The organism is Bradyrhizobium diversitatis (assembly GCF_016031635.1).
Classification (GTDB): domain Bacteria; phylum Pseudomonadota; class Alphaproteobacteria; order Rhizobiales; family Xanthobacteraceae; genus Bradyrhizobium; species Bradyrhizobium diversitatis.
Genome location: NZ_JACEGD010000061.1, coordinates 1 through 26,059 on the forward strand (window position 1 = coordinate 1; position 26,059 = coordinate 26,059).

The 26,059-nt window shown below is 58.6% G+C and carries 21 protein-coding genes, 1 tRNA gene and 2 pseudogenes; 15 read left to right on the top strand and 9 right to left on the bottom strand.

Annotated features, from left to right (window positions below; translation table 11 throughout):
• Positions 1 to 1,171 precede the first annotated feature (1,171 nt).
• The 6 genes from H1B27_RS37250 to H1B27_RS37280 all read left to right on the top strand — a co-directional run bounded on the left by H1B27_RS37250 (position 1,172) and on the right by H1B27_RS37280 (position 9,710).
• Positions 1,172 to 2,188, top strand: a complete 1,017-nt coding sequence (locus H1B27_RS37250; protein ID WP_197969461.1) for a hypothetical protein — start codon at positions 1,172 to 1,174, stop codon at positions 2,186 to 2,188.
• Positions 2,189 to 2,291: 103 nt separating this feature from the next.
• Entirely contained in the window at positions 2,292 to 2,867 is a 576-nt protein-coding gene (locus H1B27_RS37255) for a M12 family metallopeptidase (RefSeq protein ID WP_246515988.1), read from the top strand.
• A 53-nt stretch (positions 2,868 to 2,920) separates the two neighbouring features.
• Positions 2,921 to 4,042, top strand: coding sequence for a S1 family peptidase (locus H1B27_RS40580; RefSeq protein WP_311977715.1), 1,122 nt, complete (start codon positions 2,921 to 2,923; stop codon positions 4,040 to 4,042).
• A gap of 11 nt (positions 4,043 to 4,053) precedes the next feature.
• Positions 4,054 to 5,397: an alpha/beta hydrolase gene (locus H1B27_RS37270; protein WP_246515989.1), complete on the top strand. Its 1,344-nt coding sequence runs from the start codon at positions 4,054 to 4,056 to the stop codon at positions 5,395 to 5,397.
• Between the two features lie 157 nt (positions 5,398 to 5,554).
• A complete protein-coding gene (locus H1B27_RS37275; RefSeq protein ID WP_197969464.1) occupies positions 5,555 to 9,097 on the top strand; it encodes a metallophosphoesterase in 3,543 nt (1,180 codons plus the stop codon).
• Between the two features lie 118 nt (positions 9,098 to 9,215).
• On the top strand, positions 9,216 to 9,710 hold the full coding sequence (locus H1B27_RS37280) for a hypothetical protein (RefSeq protein WP_197969465.1): 495 nt from the start codon (positions 9,216 to 9,218) through the stop codon (positions 9,708 to 9,710).
• Between the two features lie 56 nt (positions 9,711 to 9,766).
• Here the strand turns inward: H1B27_RS37280 and H1B27_RS41330 are convergent, their stop codons facing one another.
• Complete coding sequence (locus H1B27_RS41330) at positions 9,767 to 10,291, bottom strand: Mov34/MPN/PAD-1 family protein (RefSeq protein ID WP_376709024.1); 525 nt, start codon at positions 10,289 to 10,291, stop codon at positions 9,767 to 9,769.
• Positions 10,261 to 11,985 (bottom strand): ThiF family adenylyltransferase, encoded by a 1,725-nt coding sequence (locus H1B27_RS37290; protein ID WP_197969467.1) that lies wholly within the window; start codon positions 11,983 to 11,985, stop codon positions 10,261 to 10,263. Before H1B27_RS37290 ends, H1B27_RS41330 begins: the two co-directional genes overlap by 31 nt.
• Before the next feature lie 432 nt (positions 11,986 to 12,417).
• On the opposite strand from H1B27_RS37290, the gene H1B27_RS41335 reads away from it, so the two are divergent.
• Complete coding sequence (locus H1B27_RS41335; protein ID WP_197969468.1) at positions 12,418 to 12,732, top strand: helix-turn-helix domain-containing protein; 315 nt, start codon at positions 12,418 to 12,420, stop codon at positions 12,730 to 12,732.
• On the top strand, positions 12,729 to 13,259 hold the full coding sequence (locus tag H1B27_RS37300; RefSeq protein ID WP_197969469.1) for an ImmA/IrrE family metallo-endopeptidase: 531 nt from the start codon (positions 12,729 to 12,731) through the stop codon (positions 13,257 to 13,259). The genes H1B27_RS41335 and H1B27_RS37300 overlap by 4 nt, the downstream gene beginning before the upstream one ends.
• Before the next feature lie 230 nt (positions 13,260 to 13,489).
• On the opposite strand, the gene H1B27_RS37305 is transcribed toward H1B27_RS37300, so the two are convergent.
• Complete coding sequence (locus H1B27_RS37305) at positions 13,490 to 14,164, bottom strand: hypothetical protein (protein WP_197969470.1); 675 nt, start codon at positions 14,162 to 14,164, stop codon at positions 13,490 to 13,492.
• 213 nt (positions 14,165 to 14,377) lie between these two features.
• Here H1B27_RS37305 and H1B27_RS37310 point away from each other — a divergent pair, with 213 nt between their 5' ends.
• Positions 14,378 to 15,190, top strand: a complete 813-nt coding sequence (locus H1B27_RS37310) for a hypothetical protein (RefSeq protein ID WP_197969471.1) — start codon at positions 14,378 to 14,380, stop codon at positions 15,188 to 15,190.
• A 39-nt stretch (positions 15,191 to 15,229) separates the two neighbouring features.
• Here H1B27_RS37310 and H1B27_RS37315 read toward each other — a convergent pair whose 3' ends face one another.
• The gene (locus H1B27_RS37315) at positions 15,230 to 17,434 is read right to left on the bottom strand and encodes a hypothetical protein (protein ID WP_197969472.1); all 2,205 of its coding nucleotides are present in this window, start codon (positions 17,432 to 17,434) and stop codon (positions 15,230 to 15,232) included.
• A 132-nt stretch (positions 17,435 to 17,566) separates the two neighbouring features.
• Positions 17,567 to 17,905, bottom strand: a complete 339-nt coding sequence (locus H1B27_RS37320) for a hypothetical protein (protein WP_197969473.1) — start codon at positions 17,903 to 17,905, stop codon at positions 17,567 to 17,569.
• Between the two features lie 310 nt (positions 17,906 to 18,215).
• On the opposite strand from H1B27_RS37320, the pseudogene rpmD reads away from it, so the two are divergent.
• From rpmD to H1B27_RS40590, 3 genes and pseudogenes are all read left to right on the top strand, one after another.
• A pseudogene (gene rpmD / locus H1B27_RS40585) lies at positions 18,216 to 18,392 on the top strand (50S ribosomal protein L30); the annotation flags it as partial.
• Positions 18,393 to 19,325: 933 nt separating this feature from the next.
• Positions 19,326 to 20,210 (top strand): annotated as a pseudogene (locus H1B27_RS37330) (S8 family peptidase); the annotation flags it as partial.
• A gap of 42 nt (positions 20,211 to 20,252) precedes the next feature.
• Positions 20,253 to 20,654, top strand: coding sequence for a hypothetical protein (locus tag H1B27_RS40590; protein ID WP_246515993.1), 402 nt, complete (start codon positions 20,253 to 20,255; stop codon positions 20,652 to 20,654).
• Positions 20,655 to 21,014: 360 nt separating this feature from the next.
• On the opposite strand, the gene H1B27_RS37335 is transcribed toward H1B27_RS40590, so the two are convergent.
• The 3 genes from H1B27_RS37335 to H1B27_RS37345 form a co-directional block, all read right to left on the bottom strand.
• A tRNA-Val gene (locus tag H1B27_RS37335) sits at positions 21,015 to 21,089 on the bottom strand.
• A 157-nt stretch (positions 21,090 to 21,246) separates the two neighbouring features.
• Positions 21,247 to 22,560: a coiled-coil domain-containing protein gene (locus tag H1B27_RS37340; RefSeq protein ID WP_197969475.1), complete on the bottom strand. Its 1,314-nt coding sequence runs from the start codon at positions 22,558 to 22,560 to the stop codon at positions 21,247 to 21,249.
• Positions 22,561 to 22,679: 119 nt separating this feature from the next.
• Entirely contained in the window at positions 22,680 to 23,285 is a 606-nt protein-coding gene (locus H1B27_RS37345; protein WP_061876634.1) for a DUF1134 domain-containing protein, read from the bottom strand.
• Between the two features lie 138 nt (positions 23,286 to 23,423).
• Here H1B27_RS37345 and H1B27_RS37350 point away from each other — a divergent pair, with 138 nt between their 5' ends.
• Positions 23,424 to 23,909, top strand: coding sequence for a YHS domain-containing (seleno)protein (locus H1B27_RS37350; RefSeq protein ID WP_197969476.1), 486 nt, complete (start codon positions 23,424 to 23,426; stop codon positions 23,907 to 23,909).
• Here H1B27_RS37350 and H1B27_RS37355 read toward each other — a convergent pair.
• Positions 23,903 to 24,733 carry a 3'(2'),5'-bisphosphate nucleotidase CysQ family protein gene (locus H1B27_RS37355; protein ID WP_197969477.1) on the bottom strand — a complete coding sequence of 277 codons (831 nt, stop codon included), beginning with the start codon at positions 24,731 to 24,733 and terminating at the stop codon, positions 23,903 to 23,905. The two genes, H1B27_RS37350 and H1B27_RS37355, sit on opposite strands and share 7 nt — an antisense overlap.
• A 179-nt stretch (positions 24,734 to 24,912) precedes the next feature.
• Here H1B27_RS37355 and chpT point away from each other — a divergent pair, with 179 nt between their 5' ends.
• Together chpT and H1B27_RS37365 are read left to right on the top strand one after the other, a co-directional pair.
• Positions 24,913 to 25,566 carry a histidine phosphotransferase ChpT gene (gene chpT, locus H1B27_RS37360; protein ID WP_197969478.1) on the top strand — a complete coding sequence of 218 codons (654 nt, stop codon included), beginning with the start codon at positions 24,913 to 24,915 and terminating at the stop codon, positions 25,564 to 25,566.
• Positions 25,567 to 25,763: 197 nt separating this feature from the next.
• On the top strand, positions 25,764 to 26,059 hold a 296-nt coding region (locus H1B27_RS37365), incomplete at its 3' end, for an Hpt domain-containing protein (RefSeq protein WP_197969154.1).

Here is a 26,059-nt window from a genome sequence, read left to right on the forward strand (position 1 = left end):
CGTCGATCCAGTCCCAATCGACCTTGCCGGCAAGCTGAACCAGCTCGTGCTTCATATTGATGATCTGGTCCAGCCTGGCCCGGAACAGATCGCCCGATTCCGTCGTCCTGTGCTTCTTCGGTCGCATCGCCACCTCCGATGCGACGACGGAATCATGACTGGCGATTCGACGGAATCCTGAAAATGAAATTGCAAGGTTCCGATGCCCCAAGCATCAAAACCCTGCAATCGCAAAACAGCCCACAAAGACAAATGCGATTCTAGCTCAATCGCTTAGCCGCTCTTCACGGACGACTATGCAATGTGCGAGTATCAACCACGTGGACGGGGTAGCCCGGGCAGTGTCCGGTGAAAGAGCGTGCCCCGCTTCGAGTAGGCTTGCCCTCGTCGGGCCGGACGCAAGGTGCTCACGCCCTGCCGCGGAATGAACCAGCATCCAAGCTGCTCGAGGTGCCAATCACTCGGCGCGATCGGCCACTGAGATCGTCTCTCAGCGAGCACCAGGTCGATTTCTCGTATAAGGCCGCCCATCCTTGCGGCCGCCAGTTCAGGTGTCTCGTCGGACAACGACCAGTAGACGCGGCCGTGTCCAATCGAATCGGAGAAGTGTCTCGTGCCTCTTCGATCCGCTTTTCTGTAAGATTTCGATAGGCCCTATGCACGCTTCCCGGAGCATTCCGAAACAGCGCGTCGATGTCGATCAGCCTTCCGGTTCATCTCGACTGGCATTCGCGATTGGCTCTTGTCGAGCTCCCGAGCCTTCTCTTTCCAGGTATCAAAGGCCGATCTCTCGGCTCGGCGGTCCACAGGCCCAGGCAAAATCTTCGTCCAAATCACTCGATCGATATGTTCCATCGATAGGCGTGTGCCGACGTATTTGCAATCGGCTGCACTCATTGCTCACGCTGCTTCGTCCATGCCGCACGACCGTGACCCAAGCGGCTTTTCGAGAAGCGCAAGACCTCACAGAAAATCTGCGCCAAACCCGTCCACAACAACGAAAAGCTGCATTGTGGTCAGGATGCTATTGACGAACCCGCGCGGACGCTTTTCAATCTGGGCGGGAGATCCGCGCGTGCTCAGCGACGCGGACGGGGGCGGACGTATGTGGAAATTCAGCCGAGCCACGGCTTGCGTTGGCATCTGCCTCGGTATGGGCGGATGCACCAGCTTGTACTACATTCATGATCCGCAGACAGGCGTAATCACGGCCGGCGAGCTGCCGTATTTCCTCAAGTCGATCCGATGTGAGGTCGTGACATTCTACCAGATCGAACGGGAGAGGCGGAAGGAATACCTCAAAATCTACAAGACCCGGCCTGAAGAGGCGTTCGACAGGTACGCTCATTTCGACATCGACCCGTTCCTGTACGGCACATTCTTCCTGGAGCTAAAGGTGACCGATACGGGCGGGCTCGGATCCGGTTCAGCATTCGATTACAAGCGAATCCTGAGCGCGACGAGCAATGATGTGACCCATGTGGGTCCCACTGCTTCAGCTCAAGATACCTATGACCTGATCTGGTCATTCCTCATGAAGCAGAATGCCCAGCTTGCGTCCGATACGACGGCGGCGGCGGCTGGTCCGGCCACGGATGAACGAGGCTGCTATCGTGGAACCCCTGCCGACCTGATCGAGCTCGAGAGCCTCGCCGAGAACAAGGACCCGGACCGAGCCGCCTATAAGCGCGTCATTGTTGATGCTTCCAAGCCACTGGCAGCCTGGTTGCGGGACAACGCTATTCTTATTGCCGCCAACAATCTTACGCCGGCCATGCCTTCGGAGAGCGCGGAGCCAGCGCAAATGACTTACACATTTTCAATCCAGGTTACCGGCGGCGTAGAGGCAAAGTACTCGCTCACGTCGTCGCGTTGGACGCCCGCTGCGGTCCAGGCTTCTGCCTCCGCTCAGCAGTTCAGTAATCTCGGAATCTACATCAATGGCCCGAATGCGGTCCTTGCCAACGGAGCCAAATCCGGCTCGGCGGGTTATGCGGCGAAGACGCCGCCGCTCGGATCAAAGGATAATCCCATCTACACGGCCCCCTCGCCGGGAGGCGAGAAGTCGCAGGAATTCCCTGGACGGGCCGGAGCGGCCGGCCGGCGTACCGGCGGCGGGCCTCGGACAAATGGTTTCATTGTGGCGCCGGTGCCCGTCTTTCCACCGACCCCGACCCCGACGCAGTAGGAAAATGTCTCGCCTCTGGTTGCCCAGACTCGTCCTGCTGCTCGCGCTTCTGTTCTGCTGGGGTGCGAATGCTCAGCCTGCGCTTCCCTCGGGAGTGTCCGAAATGGAGCTGTTCGGCACGGTCATTCGCGGTTCCAAGTGGGAGATCAAGGAAATCCCGGTCTGCTGGGAAAACCTGCGGCCGCAGGACCGCAAATATGCCGACCTCGTGCGAAAAGCCGTGGCGGAGACTTGGGAGACTGCGGCGCAAGGCGGCGTCTGGTTTGCGAAGGACTGGCCGTCCTGTACTGATGGCGCGCCCGGTTTGCACGTGCGGATCGCTGATGAGGGCGCTCACACCGAAGTCGTCGGGAAGTACCTGGACGGCAGGCCCTCTGGCATGATTCTCAATTTCAGTTTCAATCATTGGAGCAAAGGCTGTCGAGACAAACGCGAATTTTGCATTCGCGCAGTCGCAGTCCATGAATTCGGACATGCGCTTGGCTTCACGCACGAACAGAATCGCGATGATGCTCCGGAGCAGTGCCGGAATGAAAAAGCGTCAGGCTCGGTCGGCGACTACAAAGTCACCAAATACGACCCCAACTCCATCATGAACTATTGTAATCCAGCATGGAACGGAAACGGACAATTAAGCCCACTCGATATCGCCGCTGTCAGAACGTTCTATCCCTCCTGACATTCGGCCTGTTTGTACTCATGTGCGCGCCCGCGCGAGCGGACCGCGCGGCAGTGCAGATTGCCGCGCGGTATAACGTCAGGACGGTTCACGTCCAGTTTGTCGGCGTCATGTATAACGGCAAGCAGGAGGTCGGCGGCGGCTCAGGGCTATTGATCGGCGATAGCCTGGTGCTGACCAATAGCCATGTGATCGGACGTGAGGAGAACTACAAGAGCTTCGAGGTCGATGCCCGCCTCGGGTCGCGCAACGCAAACCCGATCAAGGTCACCGCGGTTCACCGCGATGATGCCAGGGACCTGGCGCTCCTTGAATTGTCGCAGCCGGCCGGTAACAGTGGTGGCGCCTCACGTTGTCCGATGCCGGTGATCGACGATAACCAGCAAGCTCCAATGGGGACACAACTGTATCTGCTCGGTTATCCCCTCGATCTGGATCTGAGCATATCGAGCGGTCTGATAAGCAACCAGACTAGCCCGAACGGTCGCTGGCAGACCGACACGGTCATGAACGTCGGCAACAGCGGAGGGCCCGCATTCAACGAGTTCGGCGCACTCCTGGGGATCGCGGTCGGCGGCATCGTCAAGTGGAACGAGGCACAGGTTTCTGGCGTCAACTTCATCATTCCCGCCACCGTGATTACCGCAAGCCCTCTGTACAGCATGATTACGGCCATTCCCCAGCCGTCTGTTTGCTGGACGAAGTGGGTCGACACAACGATCTCGTTTGAGAATTGGAGCAAGCTGAATTCCACGCAGGTGCAGACGCAAGCCAATGCCGGCATGAAGATCCCCGAAATTCTCGCCGGAGCGATCCACACGATTCTGCCCGAAGACCGCCGCCTGATCGTGAACGTTCCGGTGTCCCAGCTCGTCGAACCGAAGCAGATCGAGCGCTCGTATACGGTGGACAAAACCAAGGACGATCATCCGGTCGTATTTGCCGAGCATTCGGCGGACTACGCCGAGACTTTCCCTGCTGAGCCCGGCTACCGCATCACAGGGTGCTCATGGCATGTCGAGACCGCCAATGGCGCCGGCAATATCGCTTGCGCGATCAACGATGGCGGAGCGCAGGCTCGCTTCACTTACAGCCTCACCAGCGGTCCTGCTGTCGACAGGTATCGCGGATGGCTGGGCGCTACGGTCAACGTTTCTCAGATCCTTGCGAAGTAGGTGCCAGATAGATGGTCATGCTTGCCTTGCCAATTCACGCTTCGAACCGGCTGCATCGGCTCGGCCACGCTTTCCAAAGGGTTCGGACAGTGCTCGTTGTCTTGTTCTGCGCGCTTGCGACCGGTTGTGCCCACCCGGGTCCGACCCCACAGCCGGCCAAGCCGCCGCACGTACATAAAGCGCTCCAGAAACATGGGAGCGCGTTCAAGAAATACGGCTATCGCTATGGCCCAGGGTACTACCATCATGTCCGGCACTATCATGGCTATCGGCCATGGCGACCGACCACTGGCGAGGCGAGCCAGGAGGCGCCTCCCGACAAGAGCGCCACCGGAGCCGAGGTGGTGGTCAACAAGTCGGCCATAAAGGGTCTGGTGCCAGTCTACTTCGCAACGAATCGTGTGGTGATGGGCGGGCCTGGACTTGAATTAAGCCAAATCTCCTATGCTCGTTCTGCCACCAATACCTTTGGTTATGTGACGGTCAGTATTCCGATCGTTCACAAGATGGGCGAAGTGGAAACGCCCGAGAGTTGGTTCGGGATACCCCAGGCGGAGGACGACCGAAAGCACTTCCGAATTCAGAAGCTGAATCGGCTCTCACGCGAAGAGTTTGCCGCCGCTATAGCTAATCCGGCCGACAGCCTGATGCTTTTTGTGCATGGCTATAACGTTGCTTTTTCCGACGCAGCCTTCAAGGCGGCACAAATTGCCTTTGACGCCAACTATAAAGGCCGTGTCATGATGTACTCTTGGCCGTCCAAGGGCGGATGGAAGGACTACGACTACGACCGCGAAAGTGCTCTGTTCGCGCCGGATGGCCTGTTCGAGCTTCTCCAGCTGATGAAGAAGGAGGGAAAGGTCTCAAGGATCATCGTGGTTGCGCATAGCCTAGGCAGCCAAGTTGTCCTGGGCGCCTTGCAACAAGCCGCCCTGAGCCAGATGACGCTCGGAATTACCGAGTTGATTTTTGCTGCCCCGGACGTGGATCGCGATCTCTATCTGCAGCGGGCTAGCCAGATCAAGGCAGCCGCAGGGGCGGTGACTCTATATGCCTCCTCGACGGATCTGGCATTGCTAGCTTCCATGAAGAAAGCGCAGTCCAAGTCGCGAATGGGGTTCGTGACCAACAGCGGGCCAACCCTGGTCCCTGGTATTGAAACGATCGATGTATCTGCCGTGGGGAGCGAAATGTTTGCTCTAAATCACAGTACATACTCAACCAGCCGCGCGGTTCTCGATGACATAGGTCGGATCATCTCTTCCTCGACGCATATTAAACCCCCGCAGCGGACCCCGACCTTGCGATCGATGCCCGACGATTCCAACACAACTTATTGGATGTATCCATACTGAATGGCTCTTTGGCCGTTTGCGGACGTGTTTGTGGTGGCCAGTAAGAGTGCTAGCAGGTGCGGCCGCGTTCAGTGCGAACAAACGAGCGCGGCGAGCCCGAATATTTGGTTGCTGCGCACGCAGCAGATTTACAGATTTACAAGCGGAGAGCTGGACGATGTTCTCACCAATCAGGGTCTATCGGAGCATTTCGCTACGCCACACTGTCGTAAACTGCTGCGAGTGGTCTCGCTCTGGAGAACTTTTAGCCATCGGCACCCAAACCGGTTCGATTGAGATTTACGCCGCTTCGGGGAAACTTATCCGGAGGATCGAGGCGGGCGATTCGGTGCAGTCGCTCTCTTGGTCGAAAAATGACAGCCACATTGTCTACGCGGCAAGCCCCGAAGACATCGTCATTTCAGCAATAGATGATGAAAATGATGTTCGTCGATACTCGACCCACGCCGGCAGGTCTTGGAGCGTCGCCTATTCTGACAGTGGACGTCACATCGCATCGGCGGGAGAGGACGGCCGGCTCGTTGTCTGGCGTTCTGGGCTACCAGCGGAAGTATTGGGAACGACAAAGTTCAGCGACCAAGTCAACGCGGTCGTGTGGCTCGACGAAGAGCTCTTGGGTGTGTGTTGTGCCGACGGAAATTTTAGTGTCGTCCCGGCTTTCCAGGAGACCTCAGTTGCCGGCGCGGGTGATGAGGGCAGAAATGCCCCATTGTGCGCAGCAGTCTCTTCCAGCGGGCGGCTGGCGACTGGTTGGAAGAATGGAAATGTGATCGTTGACCGGGGGCCCGAGCGCTTGGTCCTCGAGGGACATACCGGCTGGGTTTGGTCTGTACACTTTGCGGTGGGCGAGGAAGTCATCGTTTCAGACTCGCAGGACGGAACTATTCGATGGTGGTCGGTCCAAAGCGGGGCTTGTTTAGGTACAATTCCGAGCAGCAAGACCGTTTACGGCAATATCGCTGTTGATAGTGGGCGCAATCGCATTGCTATTCCCAATGACGATCGGCGGTTGCTAGAGCTCGCTACAATCGATACGCAATCGCTGCTCGATCGCATCGCAAAGGAGCAGATCGTACAATATTGCAGTGCGAAGGTTGCGCTCGTCGGTGAGAGTAATGTGGGTAAATCCTGCTTGGCTTTGAGGCTCGCGGAAGGAAAATACGAAGAGACGGGTACGACCCACGGGATGAAATTCTGGCCAGTCGAACCGGCGCGACTCGATCCTACGGCTTCCGTGCCAGTTGACCAGAAGCGTGAGGTGGTCCTGTGGGATATGGGTGGGCAGGACGAGTACCGCCTCATTCATCAATTATTCCTGCACGACACAACACTGGCGCTTGTCTTGCTCGACCCCACGCGCGGACGCACTGCGCTCGAAGAGGCCGAGGGGTGGGCGAAACGACTTGACAAGCAACTTGTCGGCAAGAGCTCAGCGAAATTTCTAGTCGGCACGAAACTGGATGCGGACAATGACCTAGTGGACGTGCGGGGGATAGACAAGCTCGTCAACGAGCATGAGTTCACCGGATACTATCCGACCAGCTCAAAGACCGGTAGGGGAATCGCAGAACTGGCCAAAGCAGTCGCGGCTGAACTTGATTGGGGCAAGCTCGGTAGAACGACGCGACCGCGCCTGTTCCAAACTGTTCGAGACGAGATCGAGGCTGCACGTTCTCGGGGCGAAATAGTCCTTCTCCGAAAAGATCTGGAGCGAAGAGTAAGCAAGCTTGAAGGCGCTTCTTTTGAGTCTTCTGCTGTAGGGACGGTCGTCGCTCAACTCGCTCTTCAAGGGACCATCGCCGTGACCCGCCTGTCGTCCGACGAACAGGCTCTAGTCCTCAATGTGGCTCATATCGAAATCTACGCAGGTTCGATTGTCGTCGCAGCGAAGAACAATCTGCGCGGAGTGCCCGCCATACAAGAAAAAACTCTGATGTCAGATGAAATGAAATTTCCTGGCATCGCAACCGAAGACCGTGTCTCGAGACTTCAGGAGCGCGTCGTTCTCGAGTGCGTCGTGCAGCTCTTGATCGAGCACGGCATCTGTTTCGAACATGAGGGGCTCCTGGTATTTCCGTCTCTCTTCGTGTCTGGCCAGGGCGATGAAAGGGGAGAGCTATCTCACGCAGTTTCGCTCTACTACGACTTCTCTGGAGCCATTGACAACATCTACTCGTCTTTGGTCTCCGCGATCACGATCAGCGAGCAATTTGGTGCGGTGCGGCTATGGGATAATCGGGCCGAGTTTACAAAGTCTGGACAGGGCACGGTTGGTCTGAAGAAAGTGTCCAGGCAACGTGGCTTCGCCCACCTCGACGTTTACGCAAGTGAGGATGCGTCGGACGCTGCGCGCGATCTATTCATAAGTGTCGTCGAGTCGCATCTAGCCCGCCATGGCGTCGACATTTACGAGCACGTAGAGGTGACTTGCACATGTAATCACCAGTTTTCTGAAGAAACGATCCGGCAGCGTATTGCGGAAGGTCATGGAGACATCGGATGTCCGGTCTGCGATCGCCGCGTGAGGATTAGCGAAGGTGCGAAGCAGGCACGCCTTCGCGATCCGGCGATTGAAAAGAGCACATGGGCACTGCGGTCCGAGATCAGAAGGAAGAAGGACGATGCTGTAGCGCGTGCCAAGCGCAATATTTCAAAGAACGTAAAGGTCGATTCGGCTGCGCCACTTCGAATATTGCACCTGAGCGATTTGCATATATCGGCCCATTCCAAGGTGGACGAACTGCTGGGGCCGCTTTGCGCAGATTTGCGGGACAAACGCGGTGGACTTGCAGTTGAGAAACTCGATTACCTTGTCCTCTCGGGGGATATTTCAGACCGAGCCCATCAGAGCGAATATGAGACGGCTCGCAAGCTCGTTTCGGGCATCATTTCGGAATTCGGGCTGAATGCGGAGCGATGTATCGTTGTCCCCGGAAATCATGACATCAACTGGGACGTCGACGTCTATGAGTGGACGCCGAAGAGGAAGATGAGCGCCGAAGCGATGAAATCGGACAATTGTATCCAGCAAGGCAATGGTTACCTCATCAGAAACGACCGCTATCCCGACCGACTTCGTGCATTTTCCGAGGATTTTTATCACACGCTGCTACAGGTGCCGTATCCCCTACAGCCAGAACGTCAAGCGCTGAACTTCTACTTCCCCGAAGATCGTCTGCAGTTTATCACGTTGAATTCGAATTGGGAGCTCGACGAGCACTTCCCGGCGCGCTCCAGTATAAACGCCGGCGCCCTGGCGAACGGAATTTGGGAAGCTGATGCGCTGCTTCGAAAGGACCAATTTTCGGCAGCTGACGTATTGCGCATCGGCGTGTGGCACCATCCGGCGACCGGCTCAGAGAAGATCGAGCGAGATGCGTTCCTTGGGCAATTGCAACAAGCCGGCGTTCGACTTGGCTTGCACGGGCACGTTCACGAGGACAGAGCAGATCTAGTCGGATATCTCCATCCCGCCACCAGCATTCATATGGTCGGGGCGGGCTCGTTTGGGGCGGTTAGCCGGGGTCGACCGGAGTCAACGCCCCGCTTGTATAATGTTCTCGAAATCTCGCGCGATCTATCGAGCGTTCGAGTCAAGACGCGATGTCTGAGAAAAGACGGGGGCGCGTGGGAGCCTTGGCCGTTCTGGCCGAGCCAAGATCCCATGGAGAAGCGCGCCTACTATGATATCGCGTTTTAACCTCGATGGTCGGGCCGCACGGCCGCGCTCATGAAGATCACGCCAGCGGATCTTTTGGGATAGTGGCCGCTCGTGGAAATCCGATATAACTCCTCGGTCGGATATGGGAGAGGGATGAATGGCAGACCCTGCAGGGTGGCCCGCCATCATCGGCATGGTGGGCGGCGTCGTCGGGTTGCTGGGCGGTTTAGCGTCGTTCAGGGACCGCTTCTATAAGGGGCGACCGGTAGGCTCCCTAACGACTCAAAACTCGTTCGGGAATAACGTGGTTCTAGTACGCATCAAGAACACGACTAACTATGACGTGGTGATCACTTCCGCAACGGAACGCAAGGGCGTGTACTTCCTGGCGGACGGACCGGAGATCGAGAGCATTGCGCGGGGCCAGCTCGGGAAGGCCGCATTCAGGGCGTTCATGCTCAAGCCCAACGATGAGAAAGAACTGCGGGTCCAAGCGCTTTACAAGGATGGGATAGCTCTCGAGGGTTTGGGCAAGAAGTACGTCGAATTCTGGATACATTGGCGGCGAGGAAACGCGCTCTGGCTGCCCCAGGTACCGTTGCTGGTATGCGGAGACACGCAGATGATACGCCGGATCGCCGGGGTCGAATGATGTACGAACCCTTCGAGCTGTGTCCGGAGTTGAAGGCCAAAGAAATCTGCCTCGGTTCAGGTTATTATCGGGCCGGGCCATCGCGCAGGTGGATCGAAAACGGTAAGCTTCTGCGGTGTTGCGACCAGGCGTCGCCGAAGAAAAGAACGGGCAGTGTGCCCCTTCCAACATCGCGCTGACCAGTCCGTTCCGCTGCCTGCGACGATTAGCATGAGAGGTGCGCTCACTTTCCGAGCTATTCGGAGGAGCGTGGCCGAATCCAGCTTGCTCATTTCGGCTACGCTGTCTGGATGCGAATGCCAATCGCCGAGATAATCAAGGTCGCCGCCGCTTGCCTCAAAGGCACGATTGATTTCTGCTACCTGCCACGAGTGGTCTGGAATGAAACAATGCCGGGCATGGAGCGCTTGAGGTCCAGGGCCGCGTAAGTCCACGATGGTGACGTCCTCGCCTGAGCGCCAGCCGAGGAGGATTCCGCCGTTCTCGAGTGGCGACAAATCTAGGGCGTAACTGCTCATACACTGCATCACCCGCGAGGACAGCCAGACGCTCACCGAAACGCCTCGCCGCATCGTGGGCATTTGGGATGTGGTGGGCACTGGTATTCATCCCAGCGGGGCAGTATGCGCGCTCCTGCCTCGTCCTTGAGTGTTAGTATGGCGATCTCCCATTTCCCAGGATGGCAATCTCCCCCCGAAAGCAGCTCGACGGCGGCGCGCACGATTTCCAGTGAAATCTCCTGCAGATCGAAACCGCCGCCGGTAAACGTTGAGGCGTTGCAGCCGACCGGGATCACGACGCCCGCACTGTCTTCGCGAGGTTCAGGAATTGTGAGCTTATCCTTCCAGTGCTCCTGGAGGCACACATAGCAGCCGTCCGAATCTGGAAGGAAGCGCGCGACTACGCCGCCGGCTACCCCTAGAGTCGCGTAGCCCATAAGATATGGTACGCGAAACTGCCGGCAATAGTGAGATAATGCTAGCTGCACTTCGGTCGACGCCGAAGCGTCGACAACCACATCGGCTGCGCGCATGGCGTCGAATATCGGCGCGAGCACATTACCTTTCAGGTCGTGCGGGACGCGCTCCGGATTGGTTTCTGCCGAGCCCAGTCTGCCGCTGATGGCACTTGCCTTCGTCCATGGGTAGTTTGCGACGACGAAGTTTGCGAGAGCGATCGCCTTCGAGGTTCCCCAAACGGGTCGGCCCAAGGGCCAGCGCAGGCTATTGCCAGGTTGAACAATGTCGAAGTCAAAAAAATCTATTTCGCCAACGCACGCGCGAGCAAGTTCGAGACCAGCGAAACTACCGATTGCGCCGCAGCCGACGACAAGAGCTTTCTTTCCGAGCAGAGACCTTGCCACGGGAAGCCTTGAGAAGAGGTCATCTTTGCCCGCGCGTTCTCCAAGGATCAGTTTTGTTTCCTGTTCGCCAGTTGGCCTTTGCCTGGTTGCGAGAAATAACCATCCAGCCCCATCTTTCTGCGAACTGTACTCGGCTTGGTCCGCGAACGCGATCCCAGTGATCGAAAAAGGCCCTTGCGCCGCCTCATTTAGCTTCTGGACACTGCGTGGTTGCAGCACCGCATGCCGCGCAAGTTCTTCCTCAGCTAAGCGCAGTAATTCTGACGGATCCGTGATAGTAGGCGGCGTCAATTTCACCCACCGAGCGGTGACAACCTGAGCGTCTTCCGGTTCATTTGGCAATCCGAACCGTTTACCCAGCGCGGCGCCCTGGAAGTCCTTCAGCTGTCGCAGGACGCCTTCGAAGGCACTGGGATTTCGCCAACTTCCACGAACGACATAGACGATCTCCATCAGACCATGCCGTGCGGAGGGTAGCGGGGCTTGTCCATCAATAAGAATAATCGAGTCATCTTCGGCCAAGCCTGCGAAGTATGGCATCAAAGGGTCGGCAAATTGCTCCTCGAGCTTAGCTGCATCTTCCCAACGACCTTCGTTTCTTGCGGCGAGAGTACGTAGAAGTTGGTCCAGGCGTTCCTGTATGAAGTCCGCCACAAGCTGGTTCGAATCCCATTGCCCGGCTTCTTGGGTGAGCAGGCACAACTCGCGGGTAAGGGGATTTTGGTGCCGCTCGAACTTTTCGCCCGGCGCAGCAACGGCAGGCCGGAAGAAGGGGTGAAGCGGGGAATAGCCGATCCTCAGCTGCATCGTTTCGGACTGGCCTTGGATCGGCCAGTCCGCTTCCAAGATCAGCACCCCATTCCGCTTGAGAATGGTGCGCGGAGCGACCCCGCGACGGGCGAATGCCGCCAACTCGTCAGCGAGAAGAGTGGGCCAGGCTGTCCACCAACTCTGGTGCGCCCCGAGCTCTTTGTGGCTTGTCAAATTCTTAACCCACGGGACGATGGCCGGGCGGTGTGCTGGGGCGCGGCGGTCCCTTTCCTGGGGTCTCGCTAGGAGGGCCCGGAGGTACGTCTGGATGCTGCGGATGCGAAGGATGCTCCGGGTGATCGGGCGGTTTGGCCATAGCTGAATTTTCCTTTCTCCGATTCTCCTGCTCGCCGAACTCCGACGAGGGATTGAACGTATGTGGCTAGAGAGTTCCAATGTCAAGTAAGTCGACTTATATAGTTGACCGTCAATCGTATTGACATCTTCCAAAGTGACGCTCTGGCGGCGTGTCAATCCCATTGACATCCTCAACGTTTCGATTACTTTTTACGAAGCAGAATCAATCGGGCCTGCATGAAGCAGAACATCTACGCAAGTATCGGCGCGGCTATTCGAGCGCGTCGCGATGCAGTGGGGTTGACGCAGGCCCAAGTGGCTGAAAAAGCCGGACTGTCCCGTACTACTTTGACTAACATAGAACGAGGCGGACAGGCGCTGTTGGTGCACCAGCTGTTGGATTTGGCAAGAGTGCTCAGAGTTAGTCCAGGCTCCTTGCTACCGAGTACAACTCTGGCGGCAATAGCGCAGGAAGGCGAGCCCGTGCCGGATACAATAAAAGCCCTTCTGGATCGTTTGAAGGAGCCGTCCGCTCAGAGGCGACGACGATGACAGTTCAGCGCGCGCGCTACGCGAAGATTGAGAGGCTCGTCTCTGCGCTCTTGCTGGAGCACCATATCTCGAAACCCGCCGTCGCGATTCAAAAGCTGGTTAGAAAAACGGGGATAGAAATAAAGTATGGAGATCTAGGCGATGTTTCCGGATTGCTGGTGCGTTCGGGAGCTACTGCAACAATAGGCGTGAACATAAACCATCCTCTCGTGCGTCAAAGGTTCACGATAGCCCACGAGTTCGGGCACTATCTGCTGCATCTTGGCATTTCATCTCACTATGATCGCGACTACCGAGTCAATTACCGCTCTCATGAATCTTCGCAGGCGACTGATGTTGAGGAAATCGAAGCGAATTTTTTCGCAGCATCAATTCTGATGCCGAAAGAATTCCTGGACGCGGATGACGCAATACAGGCCCTGGACAATGACGCAGCTGTAGAGCGCTTAGCGGCTAGATACAATGTTAGCAGGCATGCGATGAGCCTGCGCCTTGGTAACGTATACGGTCGATACCGACCTTTTTGATTAGTTCGCTCCCAAACCTCCCCAGTTCTCATAAAGTCAAACCGTATGCGATGACTCCGACGTGAGGGCTACCTGCGGTCCTCGCCATCCTTAAGAAGCTTCCATGCGGGCCCGCAATTCTATCTCCGAAGGGATATACATTTTGCCGCTCCGCCGTCGAAATTCTCTGGTGCACGTTGAGGAGGCTCCAACCTTTGAACTCGAGCTTACAGGCGGTTGCGGCCACCGCTTCAAAAAAATGATGCCTCTGAGGCGATGGCAAGCGTGCTTTCGAGGTCCTCGATTGAGCAGAACAGAATGGGCTTGCGATCCTCATCGATAATGTCCGGGTCAATCCGTCCGGCGAGCGCGTGCGCTTCTTGCATCAGTCGATCCAGGTGGTTGGATATCCGGAGCCAAGGATCGAGAGTCAAGACAATGCCCGCGGCGTCGTGCGCGATCACCTTGATCTCGCTTGATCGGCGACAATGCGAATGGAAGCGCCAGATTTGCACCACGCCTTTAATTATTTCGGAAAACGCCTCTCTTGCATCGTCGAGCGGTTTCTCGGAAAATTTCGCAATGATCGACCTCTTTTTGGCTTTGCACTCGATAGCGACCTTCGCAGCGCCGCTCTCATCGCGAAGAAAGATATCGGGCGAATCGATTGCTCTTCGAAATTTGTACTTGAAGGAGCCGCTGGGCTGCGTTCCTGGTAGTGCTTTGCTTATTAGCTCGATACAGTAGCTTTCGAAACGCGAGCCTATTTCTCGCCAGATCTTTGAGTCGCCGCCGACATGATCGTAATAAAGCCCGGCTGTGACGCGCTGAATGATCAGTGCGGGTAGACGGCGGAGCCTCTGCCGGGGTTCGCCGCGCACAAGAAACTCGTTAATGAGATCGTCGGCAAGATGCCTGAAGCTCACCGAAAACTCCTCGTGTCCTTCGAACGCGGCAACCGGATTGGGATCTCCTCGGAGTGCCTGGCGCCATCCAATCTGCCGGCCGTCAAATGGCGTCAGCAGAACTTGGACAAGCTTTAAGGAAAAAATGGATCGGCCTGTCGCCGACCTCGAGAAGGCTCTCCTCAAATAGCGCGGCAGCGCGGGCCTTCTAGCGCCGAAAGGGGACTACAACTGTTGCGGGAGCATGCTAAGCTGGCGCGTTTTTTGGTCTCTTCCTTTCCAGCTATCCAATTATGGGCGATGATAACCAAAGTGACGCGCAAGCATCCGGTTTCCAGAAAGATCTACGACAAGCACATTCAACTCTTTCGCTATCTCAATGATGCTTGGATATTTACGCATCTCCTTCGGCCTGAATTAGACAAAAAGGCAGAGGAGCTGCGCGGCAGCAAGTCGAGTGTCAAGAAGGAATACTTGGTACCCAAACGAAACCAAGAGGTCGTGAGCAGACGGCGCGATGGGGATATCGGTGACGTTTTTAAAGCGCAAAGCGACCGGGGGATATTCGAAACAAATATCGTCGCGATAGTCTCTCGCGTTGAGGCATTCATTCAAGATTGCCTTAGGATTGCGATCCTCGATAAACCCGAGAAGCTTGTGCTGATCGGCGACAAAAACATTCCTCTCAATCTCTTTCTCGAATTGGAGGACCGCGATGTCCTTCTCGAAGCCGTGATCGAGTCGCGCTGCCAGGAATTGCTATTCGCGAAACCAAAGGACTACTTGGAGAAATTCGCGAAGGTTCTGTCGATCGACATCAAGAGCGAGATCTTTGAAAGCTTCATCGAAATGAAGGCGTCCCGGGATGTGATTGTTCACAACCGGGGTGCGATCAACAAGATCTACGTCGAAAAAGCCGGAAGGAAAGGACGAGGGGCGGCCGGAGAGGAATTGGTCGTGGACGAGCCATATTTCACGGACGTTATTGAAAACGCTAAATTGCTCTCAGGTGCAATTCAGCGCGAAACGGAAAAGAAATACAAGTGAATCCATTTAGATGTGGTCGCGTGGCTGAGGGTGTTGCATTCAATCAGATTGCGGTTGCCGGATATACCGGTAGAAGCTTGCCCCGTCGAAGGTGGCATGCCGTGAGCGGCGTACGAATAGAAATATCGCGCATTCGACGCTGCCGGCATCCGGCATGAGATCGGCGGCCACATTGCGTCCCATCTCGTGCCACTCTTGCCGGTCGGGCAGTTTTTTTAGCAGATGGATTGCCAAGCCGAATACTTTGCTGCCAATCCGGAACGTGACGTAGGAGATGTCGTCCTCGGGCGAAGGAACTCCGCGCCTGAACCGTCGTATTCTGCGTTCGAGCTCCGCGAGCTGTGGCGGCATTTGATTGAGGATGACGTTGATGATGTCGAACCGGTGACGCTGCCCATCATCGCGATAGAGTTCGCGGACGATCGACTCCCACAACGGCGGCAATAAGATGCCATGAAGTTCGACCACAGTCCTGTCCGCCCGCGACTTTTTCGATCTACGCACCAGCGAGTCAGACGCGAAAAAGACGATGCGCTTACCATCCAGGGCGTCGTGGTTCACCCAAAGTCCGTTTGTTAGGTAGGCCGAGAGTATGTCCTGTTCATCGCCCTCGAAATCGAGAACCTGCTCGAGCGTAGCTCGACGCGTAAGGTAATGGATGAGCGACACCTCACTGTCCAGAAACCGAACGATCATCTGCAGGTCGCCAAGCGACAGTACGGGAGCCCAGGGCGTCTGCTCGGTGACCAAGCCAAGCTCTTTCAAATAGTGACGAGCGCTGGTAAGCGAGGCGAAGTGCTCAATGCAGATACTGAAGGTGAACACCACCTTAGGCTTGTCTAAATTGAGGTTGATCGGCTGTCCCGTAGTCTTGAGCCGCAAACGCGCCCTCTTCTGGCGGGTATCAAGGTAATTCTGCAGGCGGCCCGATTGCACGCCGGGCTGCACGAAGAGTTCACTGAAATTCTTTCGTAGGCTCAGCGAGCCGCCGCGCCGGGCGGCGTCCTTGATTCGGCCTGATTTCGCTTCAAAGACAAAGATGAAATTGCCGACCACCGCGACAACATCGTTCTCCCAAACCTGGCCGGTGTCCGGATCATCCCAGGCAACGCCGCGATAAACGGATGCGCTTGGCATGGCGGTCGTGACAAGATCTGTGATCGCCTCTTCAAGATAGTTTGCGCGCGCGCCTTCATAAGCAACTTCGAGCGTGCGGTGACCCTCCATTAGCGATTCAAGGATTACGAATGGGAAGGAGACTATGAGGTAAGGAAGCGGCGCAAAGAGGCTGCCGTCATTAAGCAAAACGTAGGGACGCCGCCAGATAGGATTGTTCAGGTATATGTGCTCGGGATTGATCTCCGAAAGGCTGTTCGGTCTGATTGCTAGGCTGTAAAGCGCGTCGACGATTGGTGCGGGAAAGGCGGCGTCGAGATCTGCTCGAGAAAGTGTGTAGATCCAGGGGTGCGCGAACTCCGAGATCTGAAATGCAGCCATCCGGAGATCCTCCAGATCGACCCACCGGTTCGTGCAATTTCCCCATACGCGGTTTGCGAGCGGATACGAGGAACAGAAGAAATCGATACATTCGACAAGCTCGGAGCGTCGCTTTGTATCGAGAAGGTTGTGCAAACGCTCCGTGAAGATCTTAAACCGTTCCTGGACTAAGTCTATGATGCGAATGGCGGCCCGAAACAAATCGGAGAGCCTGTAGCCGAGGGCCGCCTCAGAGGGGCTATCTACTTGCCTCAATATTCCGTTCAGCGCGCGCTCACAGTCTTCCCGTGAAAATATGTTTCGATAGTACAGAGTGAAAAGACGAGCACGGCGGCTCACGAACCTTTCAATGTCAGTCTCATTGCCTGTATTGGGCTGCTTGTTCATAAATCCACGCAGATGCCGCCGAACAAGGCGCCAGTATCTTCCCAGATTGTTGGGCGAGACCGGATTGGTCGATGGTCGGTGGCGGTTGAGCAGCATCAATATCTGCGTGAGCTCAACTTCGACCTGCTTCGGCATTTCTGGACGCTCGACGCGTGGGTTGATGAGTATAAAGCGCGATGCGGTACGGGCGAGAATCGCAAGGGGATCGCGGATCCTTAAAAACAAGGTCAGTGCTTCAAGGCTGGCTTCAAAATCGGATTGCCACTGGCCAGCGTCCCAATCCTGCGTATCAGCGAGTTCGGGATCGGGCGGCAATTCTAATCGCTCATAGCCCGGCAAGCCTTGTTCTAAGTCCGTCATTGTACCTCCCGAAACAAGGGAAGGCCAAGTGACGGCAGCGGTCAAGTGCAGCGGCCGCAACGCTTCAGGGCTGGTCCGGCTCTGGAAGGAGATCGGTTGCTCGGACGAAGCGCTGCCGGCGCGACATGCCTTTCAGCTCCGTCCGGCGCCCGCTACGAGGTGACGCGTTTCGGAGGTGTCGAACCCGGCCCGTTCAAGCTGGCGTATGGTCCCAGTCAGAGCGACGATCTGAGCCCGAAGGTGAAGCAGTCTGATCGGCTGCTTTTCTTGACCCTTGATAAACCCGGCCAGCACGGACTTGCGCGCGCAGAGAACGGACCCCAACCGAAAGACCGGCAGTTGCGACGTCTCAGCCAGATAATACACTTTGCGCCGAAGCTCCCGTGATCCAAACAGGTATTCTGCGATCGCAACAGCGCCCTCAAGGATGTCGTCAGCGTGTAAGTTCAAGCTGGCCGTCTTCGGCTCCATGTGTCCTCCCAATGTCTGTTGGTTGGTCCTCCGCGGCTACAAGGGACATTCCCGGCGCGACGGTGGGAGTGTTCGCGTGAACCTCGCTGTTTTGGCCTATTTGTTCGGCCTGCCAAAATCAGGTAACCCCACTATCCTGGCACGCTCTGAGCTTCGACAAGCGGGTCGAGGGAATAGTCTCATTGTCTTTTTATGGTAGGCCTGAAATGCTGCATCGAAAAAGGTTTACAACCATTACGATACTCACATACGCATGTGTGAACGCGCTTCGCTTAAGCGAGAAATCACTTGGCGCGACCAGGAGCCAGTTATGCCGCCCGCTACGATTACTGTAGAACAGACCGGTAGCCCCATTCGCCGACCGGCCTATCAGCACCAAATTCTTAAGGGCCTGCACCTCAATAGAATCGGCCGCATCGTCGAACTCCCTGACACGCCTGCAACGCGCGGACAGCTCATAAGGGTCAAGCACCTCATCCGTGTGCTCTACGCGACATGTGATCTCGACGCCTTCGTCGAAGAGGCTACCGCAGAATACAAGGCTATACTGGTTGGGGCCGGGAGCAGGATTATGCGCGGCACCGTTCTCTGGAGCCAATTCGAGAGCGCCGTTGAAATCTATCATGCGAGCCATGGCAAGGACGACAGCCGGCTGATCGAGGTCGTGAACGAAATGGCGGTGACCAAGGTCCTCGCCAATGATCCGGCGCTTCTCAACGCGCGCATTAATTATGAACCCGATATGCTGCCCGACGGCCGCCGGATAGATTTTGTGGTCGATCGCGGAAAGGACAATCTTTATGTCGAGGTGAAGACCGTGCGGCCCCAGACGAAGGCGACCCGCGAGGCCTATCAAAAGTTCGAGCACCGTAAAAAGCATCACCCCAGTAACGTTGAATTCGTCGTCAACCCGCAGAAGCAGGGTGGAGCGATTTACGGCGACGCCTTCGCCTCGCGTTCTCACTTTCTGGAATATACGATGGCTTTCGAAGAGCGGCTTGCAGCGGCTAAGGAGATCCGGCCGGGTCCCGGTATTCTCGTCTTTTGCGGAAGCGGATATGCCTGGAGGAAATCAAGCCTCGAGAACTGGGCCGACTTCTATCATCTCGGCCGCCATCGTGCCGATGATCCGTTTGGACCCATGGAAAAGCACGCGGTCGAAAAAGAGGGCATTCAGCTCAAACGCAATATCGATCATTTCGCGTGGCTTCAGCGACCCTTCGAACAGGCGCGGATGACCGGGCTCACCTTTCCCATTCGTGGCCCGGAGTTTGGTCGATAGGCTGCCACCTGCCATTGATCACCAAGGATTCCAACTCCTTCCAGTTCAATCCCCAACCCATTCTATCGAGGGAACGCGGCGAGCTCGCCAAACCGGAATCTCCTCAACCCTCACTAAGGAGATAGCTCTTACTGGAATGGTCATGGCACGTCGATGTCAGGCGTTGCGCTCTATGGCGATCTTGAAGCGGCGCTTAGCCATGGCGGTCAAGTTGACGTGCGCCATCGATTGGAGACGGTAAAAATCCTGCCACCAACTGGCCAGAACGATCCCGAACTTTATGGAGCAATCACAGAAGTCGGTATCAACAAGGTTGAGGCACAGGCTCCGCGTCGTCGGCGGGTCTTCTGCATGGCGGTGACGAGCGAAGTCGGTCTTGGTCGCGGTCGCCCTTCTTCGTGGTCGACGGCCATCGACCAGCTTTGCTATGGCGGTGGCGACCGTCGACGCCTCATGGTGCTCGCTGCCGGGAATCTGCGAGGTGAGATTGCGGCTCCGGACTACCCGGACCGTAACGACCTTGAAGAGGTCGAGAGCCCCGCTCAGGCGTGGAATCCGCTAGTTGTCGGAGCATTCACCGACAAGATCGGCATCTTTCATCCCGACTTCAATGGCTGGCAGCCCGTGGCGCCCGCCGGTGAATTGTCTCCGGCGAGCCGAACGTCGGGCGTTTGGGATCGTCAGTGGCCGATCCGACCGGACGTCGTGTTCGAAGGTGGCAACTTTGCCCATGACGGTGTCAATCCGGCGTCCGCAATCGATGATCTTCAGCTCATAACAACGCACTATCGTCCGCAAATGCGTCTCTTCGAGACGTTTGGCGATACCAGCGCGGCCGCAGCATTAGGCTCGCATCTTTTGCGCCGGCGTTTTGGTTGCCCGGCCCCAGCTTTGGCCAGAAACCGTGCGAGCTCTCGCGGTGCATTCGGCCGAATGGACGCCGGCGATGCGTGCACGGATCGAGGGGGCTGCGCAGGCACAGAAAGCAGCCATGCTTCGCCGATACGGATGGGGCGTACCTGATATCGGTCGTGCAGTGATGAGCGCAACCGACGAGCCACCCTGATGGTCGAAGATGCGCTTCTTCCGTTCCGGAAGGATGGCTCGGCGATTAAGACCCGCAGCATGAACCTGCACCGCTTGCCATGGCCCCGAGACGAACTGCTCGCGTTGGGTGAGCAGGATGTGGAGTTGCGGGTAACCTTATCCTATTTCGTCGAGCCTAACCCCGGTGAGCGGGGGTGGACGAGACGGCACCGCTATTCGTCACATTCGCTCCGGTTTGCGGTAAAGCGGTCATTGGAGAGCCTCCGGCAATTTCGCCAACGTATCAACAAGGCTGCGGAGGCGGAAGAGGAAGGGCAGGCTGGAGCCGCGGCAGGTGGCGACAATTGGGTGCTCGGTACGACTCGCGATAAGGGGTCGATCCACTCGGATATGCCATCGAATTTTCTGGGGATGACATGATGGCGTTGGTTCTGTGATGGACAGGTGGAACTGAAAGGAGCCCAACAGAACAAGAAGACTTGGGAAGCTTCAGTCTACATTTTCGATTTCATAGAAACTGTGTTGGAGCGTGTTGAGTTTGCGCTTTGGCCTCCGTAGGTAGCCACTGACCTGCTCCCCTAGCCGAAGAAGATGGGACCGCGCCAGCGATTTCAAGGCGCCGGCCTCCATAGCAACTGCACTAGTGGCATTCGCTCGCGCAGGGCGATGGCAGGCAGCGCGCCACAAATCACATACGTCTGTGCCCTGGCTGTACCCCGAGATTTCCCGGGCACACGCGGCGGGAGATAGTCAAATAAGTTATTGATTTTATAGTGTGAATGGTGGGCGCACAAGGGATCGAACCTTGGACCTCTCCCGTGTGAAGGGAACGCTCTCCCGCTGAGCTATGCGCCCGGGACCATCATGCAGGCGGCCGGATTTCGGCCGGCCGTCACATCGGAGCCCGCGATTTAGAAGTGCGGGCCGAAGGTGTCAAGTTTTCAGGCGCCGCGGAGCCGGGAAACCTCGCCTCAGTCACCTGATTCGCGACGGAGGCGGCGATTTGGCCCGCTTACGCGCCCTGCTGGCGGGCGCGGGAGGCATGGGACTGGAGCGCACGGATGCGCTCGGCGAGTGTTCCGCCGCCTTCGGGCAGGCGGGCCGCGGGAGCGCCGCCCGTCTTGGCGTCGTTGGTCTTGGCGTCGTTGGCCGGGCGCGGTGCCGGCTTCGCCGGCTGGCCGGCCTCGGCCGCGAGCAGGGCCTCGATCGGCGAGTTCGGGCCTTCGAGCTGCATTGCGAGCTTGGCGACTTCGGCGGCGATGTCGTTGATGCGCTCGCGCAACAGCGCGTTCTCCATGCGCTCGGTGGCCCAGGAGCTCTCCGCCTGCTGCTGGATCGCGTTGACGTCGCGCTGAAGCTTGGCGCGCTCGTCGCGTGCGGTGCGCAGCTGCTCCTCCAGCGCGGCTTTCTCGGCGCGCAGCGACTCCACTGCAGCCGACGACTTGCCACCGCTCAAGGCGGCGATCTCGACGCGCAGCTCCTTGATGGTGCGCTCGTTGCTCTCATTGGCCTGGCGCAGCTGGTTGTTCTCATAGTCGCGCTCGGCGAGCAGCTTGCCTTGCGTGGCGAGGCGTCCCTCGAGGTCGGCGACGCGGCCGGACAGCATCTCGGCCTCCTTGACCTGCACGATGAGCTGGCGATCGAGCTCGGTGACGCGCTGGCTCAGATTCTCGACGCGGCCGCGGGCCTCGCTGAGCTGGCGCGAGGCGGTCTCGGATTCGGTCCGCTCCTGCGCCAGGCGCGCCTGCGTGGCGGCAAATTCCTTCTCGGCATCGCCGACGCGGCTCTTCAATTCCTCGATCTGCGCGCGCACCGCGATGAGCTCGACCTGGCGGCTCTCCGCCATCATCGAGCGGTCGGACAGTTCGGAGTTGATCTTGGCGAGCTCGGCCTGCTTGTCGGCCAGCGCGATCTCGGCCTGGCGCAGGGCTTCGGTCTTGGCGCTGAATTCCTCCTCGGTGGCGCGCAGCTGCTCCTTCACCGCCCTCTCGCGCGCCTCCAGCGCGAAGATCGTGGCGTTCTTCTCGCCGAGCTCGATCTTCATGCGGTTGATGGCGTCGCTCTTCTTGCCGAGCTCGGCGAGCTGGCTCGTGGTCTTGTTCTTGAGCTGATCGACGCTCATCTCGAGCCGCCGCGCCGACATGGCGAATTCGGCGCGGAGCTGGTCCTTGTCGGCCTGGATCTCGGCCATCGACAGCGGGGTGGCGGCCTCGAGCCGGCGCGTGGTCAGGCGCACGGCGCGGTTATGCACCAGCGGCACGATCGCGAGCCCGCACAGCATCGAAAGCAGGAAACCGATCGCCAGGTACATGATCGGTTCGACCATGGGCCAGAACTCCCAGAGCTAAGGAAAAATTTACCAACGACAATGCATGCGGGGCCGGCAAAAAGCCAGCCCTGGCCTGTCGTTAACCTTGATCCCTGGGTGGATGGGAGGGAGAGGACCTAGAACGGGTTCCAGGTCGCCCGCGGGGTGAATTTGAGATAGCCGATATTGGCGCCCAGCCGCAGGCCGAGGCCGGAGCGGATCGGCACCAGCACGATGTTGTTGGCGGTGAGCGCCGTCATGCCGAAGCCGCCGATGATATAGGCCGAGCCGTCGATGCCGCCGAAGCGCTGGTAGATCGCGTTGGTGGCGGGCAGGTTGTAGACCAGCGTCATGGTGCGGGCGCCGTCGCCGCCCCAGTCGAAGCCGAGCGAGGGGCCCTGCCAGTAGACTCTGAGGTCGCCGGCATTCTTGGTGTAGAGCGTGCCTTCACCGTAGCGCAGGCCGGCGACGAAAGCGCCGGAGCCTTCCTCACCCAGGATGTAGCCGTTGGGCAGGCCCCATTGGCTGACCGCCTTCTCGATGATCGAGGCGAGCCCGCGCGAGACGTTGCCGAAGAAGCGGTGGCCGGCCGTGACGAGCTCGTCCGGCCCATAGGTGTTGGGCGTCGGGGTCCGCTGCGGCGGCGGCAGGTCGGGCGGCGGCGCCTGCTGGGCGGAAGCCGGCACGATCCAGCCGATCATCGCGGCAAGCGCGAGCGCAGCAAGGCGTGATGCGAAAGTCATAAAGAACCCCTGGTACCGAATCCGGTCGCTTCCTTAACCTGACGCCAACAGGCACGGCTCTAGGTTGCGCCGGATGTCCCCTCGACTCGGATGTTATCCGCAGCAACTATGACGGCACAACGGCAGGAAGATAGCCCTTTGCGCCCCGGAATTGCCTTGATCGGCCTCCTCGTCTGCTTGCTGTCGGGCATAGGGCTCCTCTGCGCGCGGGAGCCGGCGGAGGCTGCCACCACCGAACGGGTCGTCGTCAACCGTTTCAGCGGCGTCGCCATCGAGGGCTTCGACCCCGTCGCTTATTTCGTCACGGGCACGGCCGAGCAGGGGAGGGCGGAGTTCGAGGCGAATCTCTGGGGCGCTGTCTGGCGCTTCCGCAACGAGGGCAACCGCGCCTCTTTCCTGGCCCACCCCGAGATCTACGGACCGCAATTCGGCGGCTATGATCCGGCCGACATCGCCCGCGGCGTCACCGTCGCCGGCAATCCCTATTTCTTCGCGGTCGTGGCGCAGCGGCTCTATCTGTTCAGCCGGGAAGCCAATCGCGACGCCTTCATCGCCAATCCCGAGCGCTTCCTCTATGAGGTGGGCAAGCGCTGGCCGGCGCTTCAGGAACGGCTCGGTCAGTAGCAGCCTACCGCCTGCGGATCGCCCCAGGCGATGAATTCGGGGACGATGAAGCCGGTGTCGCTGCGCTGGCCGAAGCGGAGCTTGCCGCCCTTGCCGTCGGTCACCCTGCCGCCGGCCGCGGTCACGACCGCGCAGCCGGCCCCGACATCCCATTCCGAGGTCGGCCCGAAGCGGGGATAGATGTCGGCGCTGCCTTCCGCGATCCGGCCGAATTTCACGGCTGAGCCTATCGTGCGTCGGACGGCATTGGGCCTGTTGTCGATGAACGCCTCGCTCGTGGGATCGCCATGCGAGCGGCTCACCGCCGCGATCCAGGGCCCCCCTCGCGTCGGCAGCTTGCGGGTGTGGATCGGCTCGGCCGCCCCGAGGGTTGCGCCGTTGACCTTCATCCGCTCGGCGCCGCGGCCGACGATGCCGCGCCAGAGCAGGCCGAGCGCGGGCGCGCTGACGATGCCGAGCAGCGGCTCGCCCGATGTCACAAGGGCGAGGTTGACGGTGAACTCGTCGCGGCCGGCGACGAACTCCTTGGTACCGTCGAGCGGATCGATCAGGAAGAAGCTGCCCTGGAACGGCGGGGAGGCGAGCTGGGCCTGCTCTTCCGACAGCGTCGGAACGTCGCCCGCGAGCTGCGCGAGGCCGTCGGCGATGATGCGGTCGGCGGCAAGGTCGGCCTCGGTTACCGGCGAGCCGTCCTGCTTGCCTTCGATCCGCATGGCGGCGCGGTCGACGGCAAGGATCGCCTGGCCCGCCTTCACCACCAGCGCGGTCAGCGGCTCCATCAGGCCGGATGCGGCCGCCCCGTCGATGATCCGCATCACCTGCATGCCTCATTCATCGGCAATTCCATTCCCCGTCCACTGATTCGCTTTATGGCCTCATCGGGCCGATCGCAAGCTAGCTGCCGCGGCCTTGCGAATGTTAGAACCCGCAGCATCCGTCAAGCATGCGTGATTCGCGGCATCCAGCGCCGTCCAATCCCAGGAACCCTCCAGGACCCCCTTATATGTCTGACGCCTCGTCGCCCGCGCCCGTTACCGCTCCCGATATGCTCGAACTCGCAGCGCTGCTGTGCTCGCGGGTCTGCCACGATCTCATCAGCCCCGTCGGCGCCATCGTCAACGGGCTCGAAGTGCTCGACGACGATCCCAAGCCCGAAGACCGCGAGTTCGCGCTCGACCTGATTCGCAAGAGCGCCAAGACCGCCTCGGCCCGCCTCCAGTTCTGCCGCCTTGCCTTCGGCGCCGCCGGCTCCTCCGGCGCGCAGATCGATCTCGGCGATGCCCAGACCATGGCGCGCGGCCATATCGAGGACGGCAAGTGCTCCATCACCTGGAATCTGCCGCGGCTGCTGCTCCCGAAGAATCGCGTCAAGCTGCTGCTCAACATGCTGGTCGTGGCCCAGCATACGATCCCGCGCGGCGGCATGCTGGTCGTCGATCCGATCGGCGAGGGTGAGACGATGAGCTTTCGCATCACCGCGACCGGGCATAATGCCCGCCTGCCGCAGAACATCTCCGAGCTCCTGAGCGGCGAGCGCGGTCCTGCTGCGGATGCGCACGCGATCCAGCCTTATTATACGCGGCTGCTCGCGCAGGCCTGTGGGCTCACGGTGACGCTCAAGCCGGAAGGCGAAGCCATCATCGTTACCGCGTCGTAAACGTACGCGTCGCGCTCGGCTTCTTAATCGAATCTTTACGAGGCGCTTCGGCTTGTCCGGAGCGCCTTATCTCTTTGTTGGTCCCGTTCTTTTGCACATACTCAACCAATATTAAACGCTTTGCGGTGAAGCTGGTCCCATTCCGAAATGGCGCATCACGCCTCGTGCGCGCCCTTCCTGTATGAAGGCCTGTTTTCATGGATGATCTGTTGCGGGAGTTTCTGACGGAGACCAGCGAGAGCCTGGACACCGTGGACAATCAGCTGGTGAAGTTCGAGCAGGAGCCGAACAACGCCAAGATCCTGGATAACATCTTCCGCCTGGTCCACACCATCAAGGGCACGTGCGGCTTCCTCGGGCTGCCGCGGCTGGAAGCGCTGGCGCATGCCGGCGAGACCTTGATGGGCAAGTTCCGTGACGGCATGCCGGTGACCGGGCAGGCGGTGACGGTGATCCTGTCCTCGATCGACCGCATCAAGGAGATCCTGGCGGG

Coding starts and splice junctions, on each gene's coding strand:
- H1B27_RS37255 (WP_246515988.1), top strand. CDS start 2,292: ATGGAGCTGTTCGGCACGGTCATTCGCGGTTCCAAGTGGGAGATCAAG.
- H1B27_RS37270 (WP_246515989.1), top strand. CDS start 4,054: ATGGTCATGCTTGCCTTGCCAATTCACGCTTCGAACCGGCTGCATCGG.
- H1B27_RS37275 (WP_197969464.1), top strand. CDS start 5,555: ATGTTCTCACCAATCAGGGTCTATCGGAGCATTTCGCTACGCCACACT.
- H1B27_RS37280 (WP_197969465.1), top strand. CDS start 9,216: ATGGCAGACCCTGCAGGGTGGCCCGCCATCATCGGCATGGTGGGCGGC.
- H1B27_RS41330 (WP_376709024.1), bottom strand. CDS start 10,291: ATGCCCACGATGCGGCGAGGCGTTTCGGTGAGCGTCTGGCTGTCCTCG.
- H1B27_RS41335 (WP_197969468.1), top strand. CDS start 12,418: ATGAAGCAGAACATCTACGCAAGTATCGGCGCGGCTATTCGAGCGCGT.
- H1B27_RS37300 (WP_197969469.1), top strand. CDS start 12,729: ATGACAGTTCAGCGCGCGCGCTACGCGAAGATTGAGAGGCTCGTCTCT.
- H1B27_RS37315 (WP_197969472.1), bottom strand. CDS start 17,434: ATGACGGACTTAGAACAAGGCTTGCCGGGCTATGAGCGATTAGAATTG.
- H1B27_RS37320 (WP_197969473.1), bottom strand. CDS start 17,905: ATGGAGCCGAAGACGGCCAGCTTGAACTTACACGCTGACGACATCCTT.
- H1B27_RS40590 (WP_246515993.1), top strand. CDS start 20,253: ATGGTCGAAGATGCGCTTCTTCCGTTCCGGAAGGATGGCTCGGCGATT.
- H1B27_RS37340 (WP_197969475.1), bottom strand. CDS start 22,560: ATGGTCGAACCGATCATGTACCTGGCGATCGGTTTCCTGCTTTCGATG.
- H1B27_RS37345 (WP_061876634.1), bottom strand. CDS start 23,285: ATGACTTTCGCATCACGCCTTGCTGCGCTCGCGCTTGCCGCGATGATC.
- H1B27_RS37355 (WP_197969477.1), bottom strand. CDS start 24,733: ATGCAGGTGATGCGGATCATCGACGGGGCGGCCGCATCCGGCCTGATG.
- chpT (WP_197969478.1), top strand. CDS start 24,913: ATGTCTGACGCCTCGTCGCCCGCGCCCGTTACCGCTCCCGATATGCTC.